Below are 20725 nucleotides of genomic sequence, written 5' to 3' on the forward strand. Positions count from 1 at the left end.
GGGAGGCACGGGGTGGAGCAGGACGGGGAGTAGAGGGAGCGGGGGATTGGCTTTAGCGTATTTCTACGAATGCTCTTCTTTCTGTAATTTTGTATTCTAACAAGGTATTAGCGGACAGCACTACGGCGCAAGGCAAAGATCAATGAGCAAGACGACAAAGCAAACATCAGGACGTGGAAGCACGACACGGGGGCGCAGGGGCACAGGATCCGGCTCCCAGAGTGGGGGAGCTATCTTCACTTGGTTTACCCGAGGGGTGGGGAGACTATTCTCTCTGCTGCGGGCGAACTATCAGAATAGGCGCATCGCTACGGTCGTAGGGCTCGCCCTCTCGGCCTTCCTCATCATAGCCCTATTCTCCGTCCTGACCTTCCTCTTCTCTGACGGGCAGGATCAGAGCCTCATCGCTCCGATCGCCGAGGGCGAGGCCCTCCCCGAGGAGGAGCAGAGCGCCTTCAACATCTTCGGACGCCCCGGGGCACGGATCGCCGACTACCTCTTCAATAGGCTCTTCGGGTGGGGGATTATCTTCCTCTTTGCCTATGCCCTCTACCTAGCCTACCATCTGGTGAAGGCCCCCGAGGCACACCCGATCCGCTACGTCTCGCGCTTCCTCTTCTTTGGCTTCCTCTGCCTCTGGACGGCTACGGCGGCCGCTACCCTACAGGCCTTCTTCCCCTCCGACAGCTTCCTCCTCTGGGGCGGGGAGCAGGGGCTACAGCTCTATACCTATATATATAGCAACATCCGGATGGCGGGGCTCCTCGTGGTGCTCCTCTTCAGCCTACTGATCTTCTCCGTCCTCTGTAGTGACCGAGCCCTCATCGGGGTACGTACCTCATCGGTACCCCTACCCCACCTCCAGGCCACAGGCCTCTGGGGACGTATCATGCAGCTCTTCTCCCGGGGGCGTAGCTCGCAGCCCGAGGACACTCCTGAGCCCCCCCTCACGGACGACGAGGGCGAGGAAGCAGGAGAGCGAGAGAGCGATGAGGACGAGGAGGAGTACGAACCCACCCCACAGCCCCTAGAGCCCGATCGGGAGCATAGCATCGGGGAGAGGCAGATGAGCCCCCCCCACCACATCCCGAGCCCTCAGGCCTCGATCCACCTCCCCTCAGACAAGGAGGGTGAGCCAGGTATGGTCGTGGAGCTAGCCCCCGCTGACCAGCTCGTAGAGGATCGGCCCGAGCCGATCACCCCGCTCGCTCCTGGGGTGCTACTGGCACACTACCAGAAGCCCACGACAGACCTCCTCCGAGACTATGAGCAGGGCGCTACGCAGATAGATATGCAGGAGATCGAGCGCAACAAGCAGAAGATCATCGACACTCTGGCTAGCTTCAAGATGCGTGTCACGCCCTCCAAGGCTACCGTAGGCCCCACCGTCACCCTCTACGAGGTCATCCCCGACTCTGGGATCAAGGTCTCTCGTATCAAGACCATGGAGGACGATATAGCCATGAGCCTCAAGAGCGAAGGCGTGCGTATCATCGCCCCGATGCCAGGGCAGGGGACGATCGGGATAGAGGTGCCCAATTCCTCGCCCCAGACCGTCTCCATGCGTAGCATACTCGCCTCCAAGAAGTATCGGGAGCAGCTCGAGCGGATGGAACTCCCGATCGGGATCGGGAAGACGATTACGAACGAACCCTTCGTCTTCGACCTAGCCAAGATGCCTCACCTGCTGATCGCAGGGGCGACTGGGCAGGGGAAGAGCGTCGGACTCAACGCACTGATTACCTCCCTGCTCTACAGCAAGCGTCCCGAGGAACTGAAGTTCGTCATGGTGGACCCCAAGATGCTGGAGTTCTCCATCTACGAGGAGATCGAGAAGCACTTCCTAGCTAAGCTCCCCGACGCCGACAAGGCGATCATCACCGACATGAAGCGTGTCGTCGCTACCCTCAACTCCCTCTGCGTGGAGATGGACAACCGCTACCACCTACTCCAGAATGCGGGGCGTGCGGTGCGCAACATCAAGGAGTACAACGAGCAGGTACGCTCCGGGGAGCTCCGTCGCATCGACGGGCACGAGCTCCTGCCCTACATCGTACTGATCGTGGACGAGTTCGCCGACCTCATGATGACCGTAGGCAAGGAGGTGGAGCAGCCTATCGCCCGTCTAGCACAGAAGGCACGTGCCGCAGGTATCCACATGGTCATCGCTACCCAGCGCCCCTCGACGGACGTGATCACGGGGCTCATCAAGGCGAACTTCCCCGCCCGCATTGCCTTCAAGGTCTTCTCCATGGTAGACTCACGCACCGTACTAGACTCCCCCGGAGCCAACCAGCTCATCGGGCGTGGGGATATGCTCTTCTATCAGGGCAAGGAGATGGTGCGTGTACAGTGTGCCTTCATGGACTCCCCCGAGACGGAGGCGATCGTCTCCCACATAGCCCATCAGGAGAGCACAGGGAGTGCTCTCATCCTACCCGAATACATCCCCGAGGGGGAGGATGGAGGGGCGAAGACCTTCAACCCCAACGAGAAGGATAGCCTCTTCGACGAGGTCGCCCGCATGGTCGTACAGACTCAGGTAGGATCGACCTCCAACATCCAGCGCAAGTTCAATATCGGCTACAACCGAGCAGGACGACTGATGGACCAGCTCGAGGGTGCAGGTATTGTCGGCCCACAGGATGGCAGTAAGCCCCGCGAGGTCTTCATCAAGGACCAGGCGAGCCTAGAGGAGCTCCTCGAGCGACTCTAGTCGGGGAGTCTCCCCGGGGGCACGTAACGATTATTACACTTATCTTTGGATATTATTATGAGACATATAGCTTTGGTGCTTTCCCTACTGCTGGGCTTCCTCTCCAGCAGCGCACAGACTAAGGGAAATATCCCCCAGCTCCTAGAGCGAGCCGAGGGGGCACTCTACCAGTCAGGTGCCACCGTCGTAGACTTCTCCACGACGATGCGGGACAAGGCTGGCCGGGATCTCGGCGCCAGCGCAGGTAAGATGTACCTACAGGGGGAGGCCTTCAGACTAGAGTATGGCACGGTCACGGCCGTCTACTCTCAGGGGATCCTCACCTACTATGACCGAGCCGAGCATACGCTCACGATCTCCCGCCCTACGGCGGACGAGATCCTGCAGATCAACCCCCTACACTTCCTCCGCTCCCGTGCCCGAGGCTTCTCCACCCTACTGCTCTCATCCACGACGACCCAGCAGCGGATACGCTTCGTCCCCCAGCAGAAGAGCAACATCATCATGATGGAGGCTACCTTTAACCTCAAGAGCTCCCTACCGAGCCAACTCACCTTCCTAGCACGGGATGGGAGCGTGCTGACGGCCCTCGTCCCCGAGATCAAGAGTAGAGAGGCCCTACCCAAGTCGTTCTTCGTCCTGAGTGCCAAGAGCTATCCGGGCTGTGAGGTCGTAGATCTTCGCTAGCCGACGAGTCCCCAGCCTCTCCTATGACCCTCATCGGGTCTGGTAGAGCCCTACTGTACCATCCATTCACCCCCACTAGCCCCAGAGCCTCCTAGCGAGGTATACAATAGATGCAATCCAAGTTCTTAGCCAGCATAGGTGAGTACACCCAGCTCATGGGCCGCGTCTTCACGCTGCCGATGCGCTGGCGTATGTTCCACCGCTCTGTCCTCCGCGAGGCCTACAGCCTAGGGATGGGATCGATGTGGATCGTCTTCATCATCTCCTTCTTCATCGGTGCCGTCATCACGATCCAGCTATCGATCAATATGACGAACCCCCTCATACCTCGCTTCACCATCGGCTACTCCTCTCGTGAGATCATGATCCTAGAGTTCTCCTCGACGGTGATGTGCCTGATCCTCTCGGGTAAGGTCGGCTCAAGCATTGCCTCCGAACTGGGGACGATGCGTGTGACGGAGCAGATAGATGCGATGGAGATCATGGGGGTAAACTCAGCCAACTTCCTGATCCTGCCGAAGATCGTCGGCTTCATGAGCTTCATTCCCATCCTATCGATCTTCTCGATGGCCACTGGGATCTACGGGGGCTACGTAGCCTGCGACTTCGCTCAGAGCCTCTCCCACCAGGACTATGTCTATGGCCTACAGCTCTACTTCACCCCTTCGTATGTAGCGCACTCGGTCGTCAAGTCCCTCGTCTATGCCTTCATCATCTCATCGGTAGCCTCGTACTATGGATACTGTGTGAAGGGTGGTGCGCTACAGGTCGGCTCCTCCAGCACGAAGGCCGTGGTCAATAGCAGTGTGCTCATCCTCTTCTTTGACCTCGTCCTGACGAACCTCATGCTCACCTAACTCCCTCCCTCAGGCAGACACTATCACATGATACAAGTAAAGTCACTCTATAAAGCCTTCGCTGACAAGGAGGTCATCAAGGGGATCGATGCGACCTTCGAGGAGGGAAAGACCAACCTCATCATCGGACGAAGTGGTGCAGGGAAGTCCGTCTTCGTCAAGTGCATGATCGGTCTCATCCAGCCCGACCGAGGGGAGATCCTCTTCGACGGACGCAATATCGTCGGGATGGCCAAGCCCGAGCTCCTTCGCCTACGCCGGGAGATGGGGATGCTTTTCCAGGGCTCGGCACTCTTCGACAGCATGACTGTTATCGAGAATGTCCTCTTCCCTATGGAGATGTTCTCCCACCAGAGCTACGACAAGTCCTACCACCGAGCCCTAGAGCTACTAGAGCGAGTAGGTCTGGCCGACGCTGCCCACAAGTACCCCGCCGAGATAAGTGGGGGGATGATGAAGCGCACCGCTATCGCCCGTGCTATAGCACTCAACCCCAAGTATCTCTTCTGCGACGAACCCAACTCTGGGCTCGACCCCAAGACCTCCACCGTGATCGACCAGCTCATCTACGAGATCACCAAGGAGTACAACATCACTACCATCGTCAATACCCATGACATGAACTCGGTCCACTCCATCGGGGACAAGATCATCTACATCCACAACGGGCTCAAGGAATGGGAAGGCTCTAGCGCCGACCTCACCCGCCCCGATGTCCCCGAGGGGGTCATGCACTTCATCAACGCTGGACGCCTCTAAGCACAATAGACGACAATGACCAACCTAAAGAAGAAACTCCTCGACAGAGACTCATGGCTCTTTCACCTGATGCTCATGGTCCTCATCTCCATCGGCTTCATCGCCCTACTCATCTTCGGTCTCGACCTATATACCCAGCACGGGGAGAGCATCGTCGTCCCAGACCTCAGGGGTAAGAGCCTAGAGGAGGCTCGTGTCCTGCTGAGACAGGCCGACCTAGACTACGAGATCAACGACTCCACCTACTCCAAGACAGCTGTCCCGGGCACGATACGCGACATCGTCCCTGCCCCAGGGAGCCACGTCAAGGCCGGGCGTATCCTCTTCATCTCCATCAATGGCTTCTCCCCCCGCAAGCAGACCATACCGAACTACAAGGATCAGTCTGCCCGACAGATCCTAGCCCTTCTGCGAGGACTGGGCTTCGAGTCCGTAGAGCAGCGGGTCGTCCCCGGGGGCTATATCGGCTCAGTAGTAGGCCTACAGACAGCCGACGGGCGAAGCGTCGAGGCGGGCTCACAGCTCCCTATCGATACCCGACTCTTCCTGCTCGTCTCGGGGCAGATAGCCGATACCCTCGGTATCGACCGCCTCATAGAGGGCTATGGTCGTGAGGGCAGTATGGATAGCTCCTTCGTGCGCCCTACCCCTACGGAGCAGAAGCGAGATAGTAGCGTGAGCAACGACTGGTGGTAGGCCGATGAAGCCAAGACTATTCGACGAGAACGAGGACTGGGACGAGGAGGAGGCCTTCCTATCCAGCGAGGATGGGGACGAAGTAGAGCTTCTCTCCCCCGAGGAAGCCGTATCCTACATACAACATGCCGATAGCTCGCCCCTCTACGAGCACTATCGGGTCGTAGCGGACAAGGGGCAGGCCCTACTGAGAGTGGACAAGTTCCTCGCCTCGCGCATGACGGGCTCCTCCCGTAGCCGCATCCAGCAGGCTCTGGAGGGTGGCTATGTCTTCGTCAATGGTGTAGCGGTCAAGGCCAACTACCGCATTAAGCCACTTGATGTCGTTACTCTCCAGCTTCGCCGCCCGAAGCATACCCTCGAGATCATCCCCGAGGATATCCCGCTAGATATAGTCTACGAAGACCCCTACCTTCTCGTAGTCAACAAGCCTGCTGGGCTAGTCGTCCATCCCGGGCACGGCAACTACTCCGGCACGCTCGTCAATGCCCTAGCCTACTACCTCAAGGATGATCCACACTACGACCCCGCCGATCCCCGTGTCGGGCTCGTGCACCGCATCGACAAGGACACCAGTGGTCTACTCGTCGTAGCCAAGCGTCCTGAGACCAAGACGCATCTAGCTCGACAATTCTTCGACAAGACCACCCACCGCTCCTATCGGGCTCTCGTCTGGGGACGCTTCACCGAGCCCAAGGGGACGATCGTGGGAAATATTGGACGAGACGAGCGAGACCGCCTACAGATGGCCGTCTACCCCGAGGGCAGTGAGCGGGGCAAGCACGCAGTGACCCACTATGAGGTGCTCGAGGAGCTGGCCTACGTCAGCTGGGTAGAGTGTAGGCTAGAGACGGGGCGTACACACCAGATACGTGCCCACATGAAGCACATCGGGCACCCACTCTTCGCTGATACACGCTACGGCGGGGACAAGATCCTGTGGGGAAACCAATTCTCCCGCTACAAGCAGTTTGTCCACAACTGTCTCTCGCTCTGCCCCCGCCAGGCACTCCATGCCAAGACCCTAGGCTTTGTCCACCCCGAGACAGGCGAGGAGCTCCTCTTCGATAGTGAGCTCCCGTCGGACCTCTCCACCCTACTGGATCGTTGGCGCACCTACGCAGCACAGGTATCCGACGAATAATCAAGTTTGATCGATCCCGTATACTCCCCTTCCAAGTGGATCAAGAGCCCCTCTCCCGCCAGTCCTCGGCAGTGAATGCCCTGCAGTACCCGTCCGTCCTCACAGCATTATTTATACCTCTTTAAGTATCCAAAACCGATAGAACGAGAGGGCGCTCCATTGGGGCAACTTTGTTTTTATTCTTAGCCTTCACTACCTTTGCACCCGAAAAAGAACTAAGGACAAAGGGGTGCCAAGGCCTCGCTCCTCTCCGCATAGGAGGGACGGCAAGACCTTCGGCTGAGATGAGACCCTCAAGACCTGATCCAGTCAATGCTGGCGTAGGAATTGTCAATCATTACACACTCCCTTTCCCTTCAGCTCTACGTTACGTATCATTTATAAGTAATTGTATGATGAAGAGAAAATCCCTCCTTCCCCTAGTGGCTATCTCACTAGGTGCTCCTCTACCTAGCCTCGCGGCTACGGCCACCCACACAGAGCAGGATAGCCTACGCACACACTACCTAGAGGGTGTACAAGTGACTGCTACACGTGCATCGGCCAAGACCCCGATGACCTTCACCAACATCTCTAAGGCCAAGCTACAGAAGGTCTCTCTAGGCCTTGACCTCCCCTACCTCCTCATTCAGTCTCCCTCCGTCGTCTCTACCAGCGATGCTGGCATAGGGATCGGATACACCTACCTGCGTGTACGTGGGGTAGATGCTACGGGGATCAACGTGATGACCAATGGGGTGCCTCTCAACGACTCCGAGAGCCAAGGTGTCTTCTGGGCCAACATGCCTGGCTTCTCCTCCAGCGTAGAGGATGCCCAGCTCCAGCGTGGGGTCGGCACCTCCTCCAATGGTGCTGCGGCCTTCGGGGCTAGCCTCAACCTCCGCACGGACAACTTCCTCCTCGATCCACGTGCCTCGGTCTCCCTCCTCGGGGGGTCCTTCGGTACACTACGCCGTGAGGTCCATGCCTCCACAGGTCGTATCGGTGGACACTGGGCTGTAGAGGCTCGCCTAGGCAAGACCACGACCGACGGCTATGTCGATCGTAGTGGCACCGAGGGTACTTCCTACTTCCTGCAGGGGGGCTACTTCGCAGACGAGACCATCGTGAAGCTCCTCGCCTTCGGGGGGAAGCAGCGCACGGGTATTGCTTGGAATGGCATCACCAGCAAGGAGGAGACCAAGTACGGACGCACCTACAACTCCGCTGGACACATGAACCCCGGTAGCACCAAGGCCGAGGCTCGCTACCGCTACAATACCGACAACTATGAGCAGAACCACTATCAGGCTCAGCTCACACAGCGCCTCGCCTCTGCTCTCTATCTGAACCTCACCGCCCACCACACTCAGGGCTATGGCTTCACCGATGAGTATCGTACGGGGCGCAAGCTCGTCAAGTTCGGGCTACCCAACTTCACCGACTCCTCGGGCAAGAAAGTCAAGAAGATCTCCCTACTACGTCGTAAGTACCTCGACAACGTCTTCTCGGGCGGTATCGCGACCCTCGACTACAAGGGCGAGCGACTCGAGTACACCATCGGTCTCTCGGGCAACCACTACCATGGCTACCACTATGGCGAGCGTACCCCGATCACCCCTATCCCCTACCAAGTAGAGCCTAACGACAGATACTACGATGGGGATGCGCACAAGACCGACCTCTCGGGCTTCGCTAAGGCGACCTATGAGCTCACCCGAGGGCTGAACCTCTTCGCAGACCTCCAGTATCGCTACATCGACTACCGCATACAGGGTAGCTATGATGGCTACAATGAGGTACTCCAGAGCCTGCAGCAGATTGACCTGAAGAAGACCTTCAGCTTCCTCAACCCCAAGGCAGGGATCTTCTGGCAGATTGCTCCCCAGCATGCCCTCTATGGCTCAGTAGCCGTGGCTCATCGTGAGCCTTCGCGCAAGGCCTATACCGATGTCACCGCCAAGGACTACCCTCGTCCCGAGCGACTCACCGACTACGAGCTAGGCTATACCTTCCGCTCCGAACGCTTCTCTGTCGGGCTCAACCTCTACTACATGGACTATCATGACCAGCTCGTAGCCAATGGTAAGCTCACCGACGTCGGCGAGCTCCTCAAGGAGAATGTCAAGCGTAGCTACCGCACAGGCATCGAGCTAAGTGCCTCATGGCTCATCATCCCCTCCCTCCGCTGGGATGCAGCCCTAGCACTCAGCCGTAGCCGTATCAAGGACTACACCTACTACGCTGCGATGATCGACAACGCTACGGACTTCAACTACCTAGCCCCCCTCTATAGCCAGACACTGCGTGAGACCCCTATCGCCTTCTCTCCTGCGCTCACGATGACCCATACGCTGAGCTACACCTACCGAGGCTTCGAGGCTGCCTTCACCCATCAGTTTGTCAGCAAGCAGTACCTAGACAACCTCGGGCTAGAGGCTCACTCCCTACCCTCCTATCAGGTCTCCAGCCTACGTCTAGGCTACACCCTACCCGTTAGCTTCCTGCACCACTGGTCTCTGTACCTGCAGGTCAATAACCTACTGAATGCAAAGTACGCCAGCAACGGCTATGTCAATGACTACGCCAAGGCACAGACAGGCCCCGACTACAGCGAAGTGAAGCTCTACCCACAGGCTGGCATCCACTTCCTGATGGGGACAACGATCTCACTCTAACAGATTTCCTCTATCTTTACACTATGGAATTCCTGCTCTCCTACCTAGCCGCTCATCGCCTAGAGGTCATCACAGTCTTCGTCTCCCTACTCTGGCTCTACCTCGAGTACCGGGCGAGTATCTGGCTCTGGCCCGTGGGCATTATCCTCCCCCTGCTCTGGATACCGATCGCTTGGCGAGCTCATCTCTACGGGATGCTAGCCATCAACATCTACTATCTCATCACGAGTATATGGGGATGGATCGCTTGGCTACGCCGTGGGCGCAAGGAGGGAGAGCAGGAAGCTCCTATCACCGACATACCCCGTCGAACACTGGGCTATACACTTCTCGGTATGCCCGTAGCCTACGGAGCCCTGATCTGGCTCTCGGGCTATCTACCTGAGTGGAGAATCCCCTGGGCCGATGCCCTACTCACCCTATCCTCCATCGTGGGGATGGTCTGGATGGCACGTGGATGGCGCCAGCACTGGATCTGCTGGATCATCGCCAACGCTGCGGGGGTCATCTCGCTCCTCAATGCCGAGGACTACCTCTCGACCTTCGTCTATGTCGTGAACTTTGTCACCGCCTTCTTTGGCTACCACAAGTGGTCTCGACTCATGAAGAGACAAGCCAAGACGGAACAATAAGGATAGAGAAAAACGCATGAAACACTACCCACTGTACACCAAAGAGACTCTCCCCCGAGACCTCGTCCTAGCCAATGGCGCCTTTCCCACAGCCCCTACGCCACTTGCCCTGCTCGACCGCTGGAGCCTAGGCCAAGAGGGCTACACCCTGACCTGCTGTGATGGAGCGGTGAATAAGCTTCGCCGCTATACCAGTCTCCTACCCGATGCTGTCGTCGGTGACCTAGACTCCGTGTCCCCTGCCCTCAGAGCTCTCCTCGGGGATCGTGTACACCGCTTCCCCGATCAGGAGACCAACGACCTGACGAAGACCATGCACTTCCTACATAACACCCGAGGGGCACGTGCCATCACCCTCCTCGGAGCAAGCGGAGGACGTGAGGATCACCTCTTGGCCAACCTCGCCCTCCTACCCACCTATGCCACACTCACCGAGGAGCTCATCATGCTCACTGACGAAGGCTACTTCATCCTCCTCTCGGAGCCCTCTGAGGTCGAGGTAACGATAGGCCAGCAGGTCTCTATCTTCAACTTCTCTCAGACTCCCATCTCCCTCTCTGGTGTACGCTGGCCACTACGAGGAGACGTCCTCCCCCAGCTCTGGTGTGGCTCTATGAACTGTGCCGAGGAGGAGACCATCCGAGTGGAGACCCACTCCCCCATCCTCATCTACCTAGCCAATGTGTGACGCTCAGGCTAGGCGACTCGTCCTAGATGCCCTCCAGCTACTCAACCCTCGGGGAAAGGTACAGCCTAGCTCTGCACAGATCGCCACAGCCCTTGGATGCCAAGCCGAGGAGCTAGACCAAGCCTTCGTAAGAGCACTAGGCCAACCAGCCTCCCAGCTCCTGCCTCTACTCACCCCCGAGCACCTCGCCTCACTCATCGCTCCCCTCAGCTCTCGCCCTAGGCTAGAGCTTATCCATTCGGAGCGAAGCGAAGCAGAGGAGCTCATCCTCCTATACGACTACTACGACAGCCCGTACGGCGAGCTCCTACTCGTCTGCAGTGAGCGGGGGCTGTGTATGAGCCCCTTCACCTACGGCGATCCAGCAGGGACGCTGGAGCGTGTACGCAGGGAACTACGTCCACTGGAGCTATGTCGGGCACACCACCCTTGGCACGAAGGAGCGCTACGCTCCCTATACAGCACCGACCCTTACCCCGAGCTACCGCCCCTACATCTGCTGGGGACACCCTTCCAGCGCAGTGTATGGGAGTCGCTTACCCTCATCCCACGGGGGAGCTGTGTGCACTATCATACGCTGGCGGACTATATCGACCGACCCAAGGCTACACGAGCCGTAGGGACGGCTGTCGGGGATAATCCCCTTGCTCCCTTCGTTCCCTGCCACCGAGTGCTTCCCACGAGCAACACCCTAGGGGGCTACTATTGGGGTCATGCGCTGAAGGCGCTCCTCCTACTCTCGGAGCTTCGCCCAGCGTAGCCCAAGCCTCTGTCGCCCCAGCCACTACCTTACCAATCCCCCCAAGGGATCAATGTCCCTCCATCTCCCATCTCTGCGTTTACGAAGGCCTAAATTCACTACCTTTGGTCGAAGTCTATGTATAATAATTAAATCAGAAGTATGAGACTCTTAGGCGAAGGAAATCGAACCTTTGGACTATTATGCTTTGTATTCTTTGTCGGATACATCCTAGCTATTTGGATTGGAGTAGCCCCAGAGTGGTACTTGTGGTATACGAAGCCCGGGAATTGCCAATGGATGAAGCAGCTATATCTATTCTTAGACGGCCGTTCTTGGGTAAATATTCCCATTTGCCTAATTGGCCTCATTTGTTGGATACTTTATAGCACTCAATGGACTAGGATAGGTAAAGACATTAGATGGTTTACTATTGCTGTTGCTGCTCTTATTTTCCTTGTTTATTGGGAAGGAGGATCAGTAGCATATGCAGAGATTATTGCTGGCTTTACCTACCGAGGATTTATTACTTTCCTACTATTAATCCTCCTCATACTATCATCCATCCAAATAGTCAGACGTCATTTTAAGAAGGAAGCACCTACCGAGAAAGATACATCAAAGGGCTTTTCGAATGATGATTTTGATGATAGCCAGATCTCCGATAACTTGAAGAAATATGCATCCCATATTCTCGATAAATTAATAGCAACCAACACCCAAAAGCATTCGTATGCTCTAGGAGTAACTGGGAGCTGGGGGAGTGGTAAGACGACATTTCTAGAGGTATTAAAATCACACGTGAAAGGCAGGGCAGAAATAGTAATCTTCAATCCTTGGATGTGCCGTACTCCAGAGCAAGTGACTCTAGATTTCTTTGCATCACTCAGACATCAATTGTCCCCTAACTATAGAATATCCAAATTAATCAAGAATTATGCTAGAGCATTGAATGGCATTTCACTTACACCTTTTCTAGGGCTTAGCCTCAATATCCATGCCGTACAAGGAGATAGTCTGTACGTCAAGAAGAAAAAGCTTTCTGATCAACTCGCCGAACTCCTCAAGCCTGTGATTGTCTTTATCGATGACCTAGATCGTCTGGAGAGGGAAGAGGTATTCGAAGTGCTGAGGTTGATAAGAAACACTGCAGATCTGAGTAATCTGATATATGTCGTAGCATACGATAAAGCGTATGTTAGACAAGTCCTAGAGCAGAAAAACATAGGAAATGCTTTGGCTTATTTGGAGAAGATCTTTCCTGTTGAGGTTTGCCTGCCTATGGTCGAGAAAGATCTTATCTGGGACGTCCTCCATTCAGACATCGATGCTCAAACTGATTTGAAAGAGTTTGCATCCCTACTATTTGAACACATTAATAATGATAAGGATAGAGAGCTAATCCTTAGAATCTTGAATACTTATCGCCGTGCTAAAAGATTTGCTAGAATCTATATGCTCAACACGACCTACATAAAAAAAGAACTTAATCTAGAGATTAAGCGAGTAGATCTGTTTTGGTTAATTCTTCTACAAGTATATGATCCCAAGGTTTACGAGGTTTTAGTTCATGACCCTTTTAAGCTGCTCTATATAGAAGATAGGCGATGGATCCTTAGAGAGGGCATCATAGGTGAAGCCGTGGATACCCAAAGAGATAAGTATACAGGTGAAAAATTCTGGGAGCTAGAAACACCCCAAATCCTCACCCGAGTTTTCGGTAAGAATATTAAGACGCTACGGCAGAGTGTATGCTTCATTGAGAATTATGACAAATACTTTGCTTTGAATATTCCTAAAGGTAAACTGTCAATTAACGAGCTGAATAATTTACTTAAGGGAAATGATAGCCCTGAAAGCATCGTAAGAGAATGGATTAAAACTAAGAATATATCATCTATTTGTTTCCATTTAAAAGGTGTACCCACCAAGACGCTCCATGGAGAAGAACTGAAAAGGTATCTATCTGCAATCTTAGAGTTGGGAGTAAGTGCAAACGAGTCGATGCCTCAGAGTGTGAGGTCGGAACTTGCCTCCCAAGTGTATAAATCTCCCCGAGCAGAACCTCGATCAATAGCCTTAGACTGGCTAAATAGAGAAGTTGTCTCGAGTGATAGTAGCAGACTAATAGAATTAACGCTAATGCTGAATCGTTTATATACGGCTTCGTGGTTTAACGAGGAAGATTGGAAGATTGAGTATTCGAACCCTTTAATTATCAGCAATGAAGATATCCAAGCTCTTTTAGTGAAAGCAATGGAAGAGTTTTTGGAAAAGCATCCTGATTCAACCACACTTGACATCTTAGACGAAAAGGGTGACCTAGGAAGATTGTTTGAAAATTGCTGTGTACTAACTGATTCTGGATCTCACGATGAGCATTGCAAATGTACTCAATTCGCATTTAATTCTGTAATTGAACATTGTAGTAACCAAGATTCTAAGCCCCCTCTCTCTAAATACAAAGATGCTTGTGAGAGGATGTTTAGAGAGGCTGAACCTGATAACTTCACAGATCCCGAAGAGGAAGATGAATACTATCGACACAGTGAAGAGCGCTATGATTGGGCGTATCACTCGTATTTTGGAAGCGATTATGGTCTTATCACCAGATTTGAGTCAGAATGTTTTTCTCAGGATGAGCAAGATGTTGGCTCCTCCCTCCCTGGCTCAGAGACCACTCATGCTCAGGAGGGACAAGACTGAATCCTATTGGGCTTCCGACACTAGCCCTCTTGCCAAAAGGGCTATATGGGGTCAAGCTAAGCTAAAAGCATCCATACTCGATCTATCACCTTACCTCAGCTTGGCTTAGCCTTGGGGCACTAGCTCCCTATCCCCCAGAGCCCCAAAATAGATCAAAGGACGTACCGGCTATCCCTCTACGCCTAGTCCACACAAGCAGAAAATCGCCGTTTCCCTCCCTAGCTAACCCACTCTGTATCAAACACCCCGAGAGGGGCAAAACGGTCTTACCGAGAGCGCTGGTGCGCTCCTATAAAGAACGTCCTCGTCACCTATGTAAGGTGACGAGGACGTTCTTTATAGGAGCGTAGGAGCGATATAAGTAAGAGCGCACTAGCCCTCTCGGGAGAGGCGCTGATAGGCGATGCGTGGATAGCCATCCCCCGCTATGATCGTGCCACAGACGACAAAGCCAAGACGAGTCAAGAGCGACTGCATCACCTGATTGTCCGCATGCGTATCGACTCGGATATTGGGGATCTGCTCGAAGCACCAGCCAAAGACCAAGCGTGCTATGCCCCTCACTTCGCCACTAGAGGCCAAGCGGTGGATCGTCCCATAGGGTTCGTCGCTGAGCCAAGCCCCCGTGATCTCCCGATAGGTGGGATCCTCACCTAGAGCGAAGCTGAACGAGCCCACGACACGTCCCTCTTTCGTCTCACACACGTAGCCCCTACCGAGTGCGATGTCCTCACGTAGGACAGCCTCGGTAGGATAACCATCCCGCCACTGCGTAGGGTTGCCCGTCTCGGCCATGAACGCTCGGGCACGTGCTGTGACCTCCAGCAGGCGAGGGAGATCGGTGAGCGTGCTCCTTCGGATCGTCAGTTTGCTTGTCGCCATAGGGGAAAACTGAGGGAGGTAGAGGGAGAAGGCTTACTTAGAGTAGCTGGTGAGCCTATGCTTTGGAAGGAAAGAAGGGGTACGCACTAAGCCTTCGCCTGCAGCTCCTCTAGGCGGAGCGTTAGGGAGATGAACTCCTCTACACCGAGCTGCTCAGGACGCTGGGCGAAGATCGGATCGGAGTAATCATAGTCGGAGCCAAAGAGGGCTCGTAGGGAATTGCGCAGGGTCTTGCGACGCTGGTTGAAGCCCGTCTTGACGACTTGCTTGAAGAGCGACTCAGAGCAACCGAGCTCGGTACACTCGTTGCGCACGAGACGGATGACACCGCTCTTGACCTTGGGGGGCGGATTGAAGACGTGCTCATCCACAGTGAAGAGATACTCGACATCATACCATGCCTGCAGGAGGACGCTGAGGATACCGTAGTCCTTGTTGCCCGGGGGTGAGGCCAGACGCCGGGCGACCTCACGCTGGAGCATCCCAGCACAGCACGGGATACGCTCCCGATAGTCCAGTAGACGGAAGAAGATCTGCGAAGAGATATTGTAGGGGTAATTCCCAATGAGGCTGAATGCCCCATCGGGCATATATTCCTCCACGGGTATACGCAGGAAGTCGCCCTGTATAATGCGCCCCTCCAGCTGGGGGAAGTGCTCGTGAAGGTAGGCTACACTCTCGGCATCAAGCTCGATGACCCGCGTATCATACCCACCAGCGAGGAGGAACTGAGTGAGCACCCCCATCCCAGGACCGATCTCCAGGACAGGGAGCTCCTGATAGGGACGTAGCGTGTCCGCAATACGCTCTGCGATGGAGAGATCGGTGAGGAAATGTTGGCCCAAAGCCTTCTTCGCTTTAACTTGCTGCATGAGAAATCAATAAAACTTATTACATTTGTTCAGACGAAAGTAGTACTTTTTGCTAGATGTACCTCCACAGAAGAGCTCCGAGAGGTCTAGTGACGACCCCAGAGGAGCCACGAAGATATGAAGATTAACCCCACACTCAAGTCGATCCTATGGATCGTCCTCCCGCTATCGCTAGGTGGGCTGGGCTTCTATGGCCTATACCGAGACACGGACTGGCAGGAGCTGATGACGACACTTCGTACGGGGGTTAACTATCCTATCCTGCTCTTTAGCCTACTCTTTGGGCTGATGAGCAACCTCTGCCGAGGACTTCGCTGGGAGCTCCTCGTTCGGCCTATCGTCAGCGATGGTGCTCCTCCTAGACGCATCAACGCTATCTGCTGTGTCCTCGGCTCCTATACAGTCAATATGGGTATCCCCCGCTCTGGCGAGGTGTGGCGGTGCATAGAGATGGAGCGTCGGGAGGATTTACCCTTCGCAGGACTCTTCGGCACGCTCATCGTGGATCGTCTGGTAGACGTGTGTATGCTCTCGATGATCCTCGTGGCGATCGTGCTGAGCAGTACGGAGTTCTTCAGAGACTACCTAGTAGCACACCCCGAGGTGTGGCTGGGGCTGATGGACTTCGTGCAGTCGGTATGGTTCTTCCTACTCATAGCCATTGGGCTGGGGTCGCTGGCACTCCTCGTGTGGCTACTCAGATGCCGTCGGGAGAGCAGGATAGCACGCTTCTTCGTCCATATCTGGGAGGGGATGGTGAGCATCCAGCACATGCCACAGCGGGGGAAGTTCCTCTTCCTCACGGCGATGATCTGGGTAGGCTACTTCTTCTACTTCTACTTGGCGCTCTTTGCCTTTGAGGCGACCGAGCATATCCCCTTCTCGGTAGCGTGTATCGCCTTCGCCATGAGCAGTATGTCGGTCATCGTACCGGTACAGGCCGGGATGGGGGCATGGCATGCCGCGGTGATCATCACCTTCACGACCTTCGGTATGGCCGAGCAGCCCGCTAGGGACTTTGCCTTCATCGTCCATACGGCACAGACTCTATGGATCACACTCATCGGGCTCGGGGCGATCATCGCCCTACCCATCATCAATAGACACTACAAGCGGGTACGAGGCCCCCAGCCTAGCCCCAAGACTACAGATAACTAAACCTATTTCACTCACCCTCGCAACGAACAGAAGCTATGGCAACAGAAATCAAATCTCTCGCTCCACAGTCCGTATGGAGCTTCTTCTACGACCTGACCCAGATCCCCCGCCCCACTGGCCATACACAAGCCGTACAGGAGTACGTGCTCGAGCTGGGCAAGCGACTAGGGCTGGAGACACACCGAGATGCGACGGGCAACGTGCTCATCCGCAAGCCCGCTACAGCAGGGCTAGAGGGGCGCCCAGTAGTCACCCTACAGGCACACCTAGATATGGTACCCCAGAAGAACAGCCACATCCAGCACGACTTCACTCGTGACCCCATAGATGCCTATATCGATGGTGAGTGGGTAACAGCCCGCGACACAACCCTCGGCGCTGATAACGGCATCGGAGCAGCCTACGCTATGGCTGTACTAGCAGACAACACCCTAAAGCATGGCCCCATAGAGGCCCTCTTCACCATCGACGAAGAGGTCGGTATGGTAGGAGCCAATGGCCTACAATCAGACTTCTCCAAGGGCGATATCCTTATCAACCTAGACAGTGAGGAGGAAGGACTCCTCTTCGTAGGCTGCGCTGGCGGGATAGACGTCAATGTAAGCCTAGAGTACAAGGACCAAGAGCCCGCCCCCGAGGGAGACATCGCCGTACGCATCGCCCTGACGGGGCTACGTGGCGGACACTCAGGGATGGACATCCACCTAGGTCGTGCTAATGCCAATAAGCAGCTCGCCCGACTACTGAAGTATGCTATCGCCGACTATGGTGCTCGCCTTGTCTCCTTCGACGGGGGCTCGGCTCGCAATGCGATCCCACGTGAGTGCTTTGCCGTCGTCACCCTCCCCGAGGCAGATGCCGATGGGCTGTGGGAGCTCGCCTCAGACTTCCTAGATACCCTACGCACGGAGTACAAGGGCGTAGAGGAGTCAATCAGCCTGACCCTAGAGCGCACCGAGATGCCCAAGACGGTCATCCCCGAGGAGATCCAGGATGCGATCATCAACGCACTCGTGGGCTGCGTCAATGGGGTACAGAGCATGCTCACGGACTTCGCAGGCATAGTCGAAGCCTCGACGAATATGGCTCGTGTGACCTTCGGAGACGGGAAGTTCTCAGCGAAGTTCTTCGTACGTAGCTCCTCCGAGACGAGGAAGGAGGAAGTAGCCTCCGAGATCGAGAGCATCATGAACCTAGCCGGTGCCAACGTAGACTTCTCCGGCGCCTACAACGGCTGGGCTCCCAATGCCTCCTCCCCCATCCTCAAGACCCTGAGCAAAGCCTGCGAAGAGGTGCTCGGCAAGACCCCCGAGGTCACCGTCATCCACGCAGGACTGGAGTGCGGTATCATCCAGGGAGTCATGCCCCATATGGATATGATCTCCATCGGCCCCGACATCCGCTCACCACACTCACCTGATGAGAAGGTACACATCGCTTCGGTAGAGCGCACTTGGCGCATCCTCAAGAGAGCATTAGAATTAGTATAATCACCATAACCCATAACTAGTCAAACAAACAGAGAAGTAAATGAGTAAAACAGCTTATGTATTCCCCGGACAAGGGGCACAGTTCGTAGGCATGGGCAAGGAGCTCTACTCGAGCCATCCCGTCGCCAAGGAGCTATTCGACAAGGCCAATGAGATCCTCGGCTTCCGCATCACGGACATCATGTTCGATGGGACAGATGAGGAGCTCAAGCAGACCAAGGTCACACAGCCAGCCGTCTTCCTACACTCGGTAATCCGTGCCGTATGCCTCGGCGAGGAGTTCCAGCCCGACATGGTAGCAGGGCACTCGCTCGGGGAGTTCTCAGCACTCGTAGCCTCAGGCGCCCTTAGCTTCGAGGACGGGCTTCGTCTCGTCTCCAAGCGTGCCCTGGCGATGCAGGCTGCTTGCGAAGCTAACCCCGGCACGATGGCTGCCGTACTCGGTCTACCCGATGAGAAGGTCGAGGAGGTCGTCAAGAGCATCGAGGGAGCTGTCGTCGTAGCTGCCAACTTCAACTGCCCAGGTCAGCTCGTCATCTCAGGGAGCATCGAGGGCGTAGACAAGGCTTGCGAACTGCTCAAGGAGGCTGGAGCTAAGCGTGCCCTTCGCCTCAACGTCGGCGGTGCCTTCCACTCTCCTCTGATGGAGCCAGCCCGTGTAGAGCTGGAGGCAGCGATCGAGGCCACGGAGTTCCACGCTCCACGTTGCCCGATCTACCAGAACGTCACCGCCTCTCCCACGACAGACATCGACACGATCCGTCGTAACCTCATCGCACAGCTCACGGCTCCCGTACGCTGGACAGAGAGCGTGAAGGCAATGGTCGCAGACGGTGCTAGTCGCTTCGTCGAAGTAGGGCCAGGTGCTGTCCTTCAGGGGCTTGTCAAGAAGATCGCCCCCGAGGTAGAGACCGAGGGAAGACAATAAGCCTCAGCGTCCCGAGGACACCACCTCGAGCCCCGAGTCTCAAAGAAATGACGAGGGCGTACCAAGAAGCCTTGGTACGCCCTCGTTCTATATAATCATTCGTCGGTTTTAGTCAGAGAGATACTCTGTACGTATATAAAGGGGGGAGCAGAGCTACGAGCCGAAGACTAGATCGGACACCTAGGATAGCCTGGATCGATGCCCCTACAGAGAGGCTCCGAGCAACCCTATCGGCTCAAGGTCTAAGTGAGGCGGGAGTGCCTTCGTCCACTCGTGTGTAAAGGGGAGCGAAACATCCCACTAAGAGCGTAAAAAAGTAGTATAGGATACGTCTGCCTAACGTAGGTAGCGATCTAAGACTACTGAGAGGATACACCCCACGACGACACTTCCACCGACCAAAGCCCCGACCCATAAGTGCAAGGGCTCCTCAGGGAACGCGCCCACGTAGAGCAGGTAAAGTAGCATACCGAGGAGAAAGCCAAGGATGCAACGAAGTATGTGATATCCCCAAACCATGATTATCTCAGATTTGTGACACAGCGTAAGAGCATAGAGCGACTACCTCCTCACTGCGTCAATGAGTATTAATAAGTTAAACGACATTCACATACAAATATAAGGACTTCCCTATAGATAAGCAAGCAAAATAGCCCGCTCCCCCTAGGCCTACCTAGTACAGAGACCTTTGCAGATAGCCTCCTAAGCGATATAAGCACCATAGAGGCACGACGATCAACTTCCCCGCACGAGATATCACCCCGCTAGAAAAACAAGCCCTGAAGAGCTCATATTCGCCTCCCTTCCCCAAGGTCGCTAGCCTCCCTCCGCTCACTCACCGATCTTATCAGCTCCGTCACAGAGCCCGAGACAAGACGCCCTGGAATACCACTGGCAGAAAGAGCAGGGAGAGGCAAGGCGCAAGCTCAGCAAAGGGCACCCAGAGGGAAGCTGTACCCACTCAATTAACGGAAGGGAAAGAAAGAGGAGAGAAAACGGAAGGCATGCCTAGGAGCGAAAGGTTAGCACGCTACCAGAGTATAGTGGGAGATGTAGAAGGAGAAGGATAACGAGTGAGGGTGAGGATAATGGGGCTATAGGGGGAGGAGGATAA

General features: G+C 55.3%; 16 protein-coding genes and 1 riboswitch. Of the genes, 14 read left to right on the plus strand and 2 right to left on the minus strand.

All coding sequences use genetic code 11. The features are described 5' to 3' along the window. The first annotated feature begins 142 nt into the window (after positions 1-142). From QZ170_RS07805 to QZ170_RS07855, 11 genes are all read left to right on the plus strand, one after another. Positions 143-2716, plus strand: a complete 2574-nt coding sequence (locus tag QZ170_RS07805; protein WP_297179548.1) for a DNA translocase FtsK 4TM domain-containing protein — start codon at positions 143-145, stop codon at positions 2714-2716. A 57-nt stretch (positions 2717-2773) separates the two neighbouring features. Beyond that, positions 2774-3403 carry an outer membrane lipoprotein carrier protein LolA gene (locus QZ170_RS07810; RefSeq protein ID WP_297179551.1) on the plus strand — a complete coding sequence of 210 codons (630 nt, stop codon included), beginning with the start codon at positions 2774-2776 and terminating at the stop codon, positions 3401-3403. A gap of 110 nt (positions 3404-3513) precedes the next feature. Continuing rightward, the gene (locus QZ170_RS07815; RefSeq protein WP_297179554.1) at positions 3514-4260 is read left to right on the plus strand and encodes an ABC transporter permease; all 747 of its coding nucleotides are present in this window, start codon (positions 3514-3516) and stop codon (positions 4258-4260) included. Between the two features lie 27 nt (positions 4261-4287). Continuing rightward, a complete protein-coding gene (locus QZ170_RS07820; protein WP_297179557.1) occupies positions 4288-5019 on the plus strand; it encodes an ATP-binding cassette domain-containing protein in 732 nt (243 codons plus the stop codon). Between the two features lie 15 nt (positions 5020-5034). Then, a complete protein-coding gene (locus tag QZ170_RS07825) occupies positions 5035-5715 on the plus strand; it encodes a PASTA domain-containing protein (protein WP_297179560.1) in 681 nt (226 codons plus the stop codon). 4 nt (positions 5716-5719) lie between these two features. Continuing rightward, positions 5720-6859 carry an RluA family pseudouridine synthase gene (locus QZ170_RS07830; protein ID WP_297179562.1) on the plus strand — a complete coding sequence of 380 codons (1140 nt, stop codon included), beginning with the start codon at positions 5720-5722 and terminating at the stop codon, positions 6857-6859. A 215-nt stretch (positions 6860-7074) separates the two neighbouring features. Continuing rightward, positions 7075-7203, plus strand: a riboswitch (TPP riboswitch). A gap of 48 nt (positions 7204-7251) precedes the next feature. Next, a complete protein-coding gene (locus QZ170_RS07835; protein WP_297179565.1) occupies positions 7252-9516 on the plus strand; it encodes a TonB-dependent receptor in 2265 nt (754 codons plus the stop codon). A gap of 23 nt (positions 9517-9539) precedes the next feature. Further along, positions 9540-10148, plus strand: coding sequence for a nicotinamide riboside transporter PnuC (gene pnuC / locus QZ170_RS07840; RefSeq protein ID WP_297179567.1), 609 nt, complete (start codon positions 9540-9542; stop codon positions 10146-10148). Between the two features lie 16 nt (positions 10149-10164). After that, a complete protein-coding gene (locus QZ170_RS07845; protein ID WP_297179569.1) occupies positions 10165-10836 on the plus strand; it encodes a thiamine diphosphokinase in 672 nt (223 codons plus the stop codon). Next, on the plus strand, positions 10829-11596 hold the full coding sequence (locus tag QZ170_RS07850) for a methylated-DNA--[protein]-cysteine S-methyltransferase (protein WP_297179570.1): 768 nt from the start codon (positions 10829-10831) through the stop codon (positions 11594-11596). The genes QZ170_RS07845 and QZ170_RS07850 overlap by 8 nt, the downstream gene beginning before the upstream one ends. A gap of 141 nt (positions 11597-11737) precedes the next feature. Further along, on the plus strand, positions 11738-14281 hold the full coding sequence (locus QZ170_RS07855; protein WP_297179572.1) for a P-loop NTPase fold protein: 2544 nt from the start codon (positions 11738-11740) through the stop codon (positions 14279-14281). Positions 14282-14653: 372 nt separating this feature from the next. On the opposite strand, the gene QZ170_RS07860 is transcribed toward QZ170_RS07855, so the two are convergent. Then, positions 14654-15163, minus strand: a complete 510-nt coding sequence (locus QZ170_RS07860) for a GNAT family N-acetyltransferase (RefSeq protein WP_297179574.1) — start codon at positions 15161-15163, stop codon at positions 14654-14656. An 86-nt stretch (positions 15164-15249) separates the two neighbouring features. Then, positions 15250-16035 carry a 16S rRNA (adenine(1518)-N(6)/adenine(1519)-N(6))-dimethyltransferase RsmA gene (rsmA, locus tag QZ170_RS07865; RefSeq protein WP_297179576.1) on the minus strand — a complete coding sequence of 262 codons (786 nt, stop codon included), beginning with the start codon at positions 16033-16035 and terminating at the stop codon, positions 15250-15252. A gap of 117 nt (positions 16036-16152) precedes the next feature. Here rsmA and QZ170_RS07870 point away from each other — a divergent pair, with 117 nt between their 5' ends. The 3 genes from QZ170_RS07870 to fabD are packed head-to-tail and all read left to right on the plus strand — an operon-like array spanning position 16153 to position 19611. Further along, entirely contained in the window at positions 16153-17193 is a 1041-nt protein-coding gene (locus tag QZ170_RS07870) for a lysylphosphatidylglycerol synthase transmembrane domain-containing protein (protein ID WP_297179577.1), read from the plus strand. Between the two features lie 35 nt (positions 17194-17228). Continuing rightward, positions 17229-18683: an aminoacyl-histidine dipeptidase gene (locus QZ170_RS07875; protein ID WP_297179579.1), complete on the plus strand. Its 1455-nt coding sequence runs from the start codon at positions 17229-17231 to the stop codon at positions 18681-18683. Between the two features lie 40 nt (positions 18684-18723). Continuing rightward, positions 18724-19611, plus strand: coding sequence for an ACP S-malonyltransferase (gene fabD / locus QZ170_RS07880; RefSeq protein ID WP_297179580.1), 888 nt, complete (start codon positions 18724-18726; stop codon positions 19609-19611). The last annotated feature ends 1114 nt before the right edge of the window (positions 19612-20725 follow it).

The organism is uncultured Porphyromonas sp. (assembly GCF_905372525.1).
Taxonomy (GTDB): Bacteria; Bacteroidota; Bacteroidia; order Bacteroidales; family Porphyromonadaceae; genus Porphyromonas.

Bases quoted from the DNA above. Each gene is read 5' to 3' on its own strand.
- rsmA (WP_297179576.1), bottom strand. From the start codon at position 16,035: ATGCAGCAAGTTAAAGCGAAGAAGGCTTTGGGCCAACATTTCCTCACC.
- QZ170_RS07820 (WP_297179557.1), top strand. From the start codon at position 4,288: ATGATACAAGTAAAGTCACTCTATAAAGCCTTCGCTGACAAGGAGGTC.
- QZ170_RS07825 (WP_297179560.1), top strand. From the start codon at position 5,035: ATGACCAACCTAAAGAAGAAACTCCTCGACAGAGACTCATGGCTCTTT.
- QZ170_RS07870 (WP_297179577.1), top strand. From the start codon at position 16,153: ATGAAGATTAACCCCACACTCAAGTCGATCCTATGGATCGTCCTCCCG.
- QZ170_RS07815 (WP_297179554.1), top strand. From the start codon at position 3,514: ATGCAATCCAAGTTCTTAGCCAGCATAGGTGAGTACACCCAGCTCATG.
- QZ170_RS07845 (WP_297179569.1), top strand. From the start codon at position 10,165: ATGAAACACTACCCACTGTACACCAAAGAGACTCTCCCCCGAGACCTC.
- pnuC (WP_297179567.1), top strand. From the start codon at position 9,540: ATGGAATTCCTGCTCTCCTACCTAGCCGCTCATCGCCTAGAGGTCATC.
- QZ170_RS07830 (WP_297179562.1), top strand. From the start codon at position 5,720: ATGAAGCCAAGACTATTCGACGAGAACGAGGACTGGGACGAGGAGGAG.
- QZ170_RS07875 (WP_297179579.1), top strand. From the start codon at position 17,229: ATGGCAACAGAAATCAAATCTCTCGCTCCACAGTCCGTATGGAGCTTC.
- QZ170_RS07850 (WP_297179570.1), top strand. From the start codon at position 10,829: ATGTGTGACGCTCAGGCTAGGCGACTCGTCCTAGATGCCCTCCAGCTA.
- QZ170_RS07835 (WP_297179565.1), top strand. From the start codon at position 7,252: ATGATGAAGAGAAAATCCCTCCTTCCCCTAGTGGCTATCTCACTAGGT.
- QZ170_RS07860 (WP_297179574.1), bottom strand. From the start codon at position 15,163: ATGGCGACAAGCAAACTGACGATCCGAAGGAGCACGCTCACCGATCTC.
- fabD (WP_297179580.1), top strand. From the start codon at position 18,724: ATGAGTAAAACAGCTTATGTATTCCCCGGACAAGGGGCACAGTTCGTA.
- QZ170_RS07855 (WP_297179572.1), top strand. From the start codon at position 11,738: ATGAGACTCTTAGGCGAAGGAAATCGAACCTTTGGACTATTATGCTTT.
- QZ170_RS07805 (WP_297179548.1), top strand. From the start codon at position 143: ATGAGCAAGACGACAAAGCAAACATCAGGACGTGGAAGCACGACACGG.
- QZ170_RS07810 (WP_297179551.1), top strand. From the start codon at position 2,774: ATGAGACATATAGCTTTGGTGCTTTCCCTACTGCTGGGCTTCCTCTCC.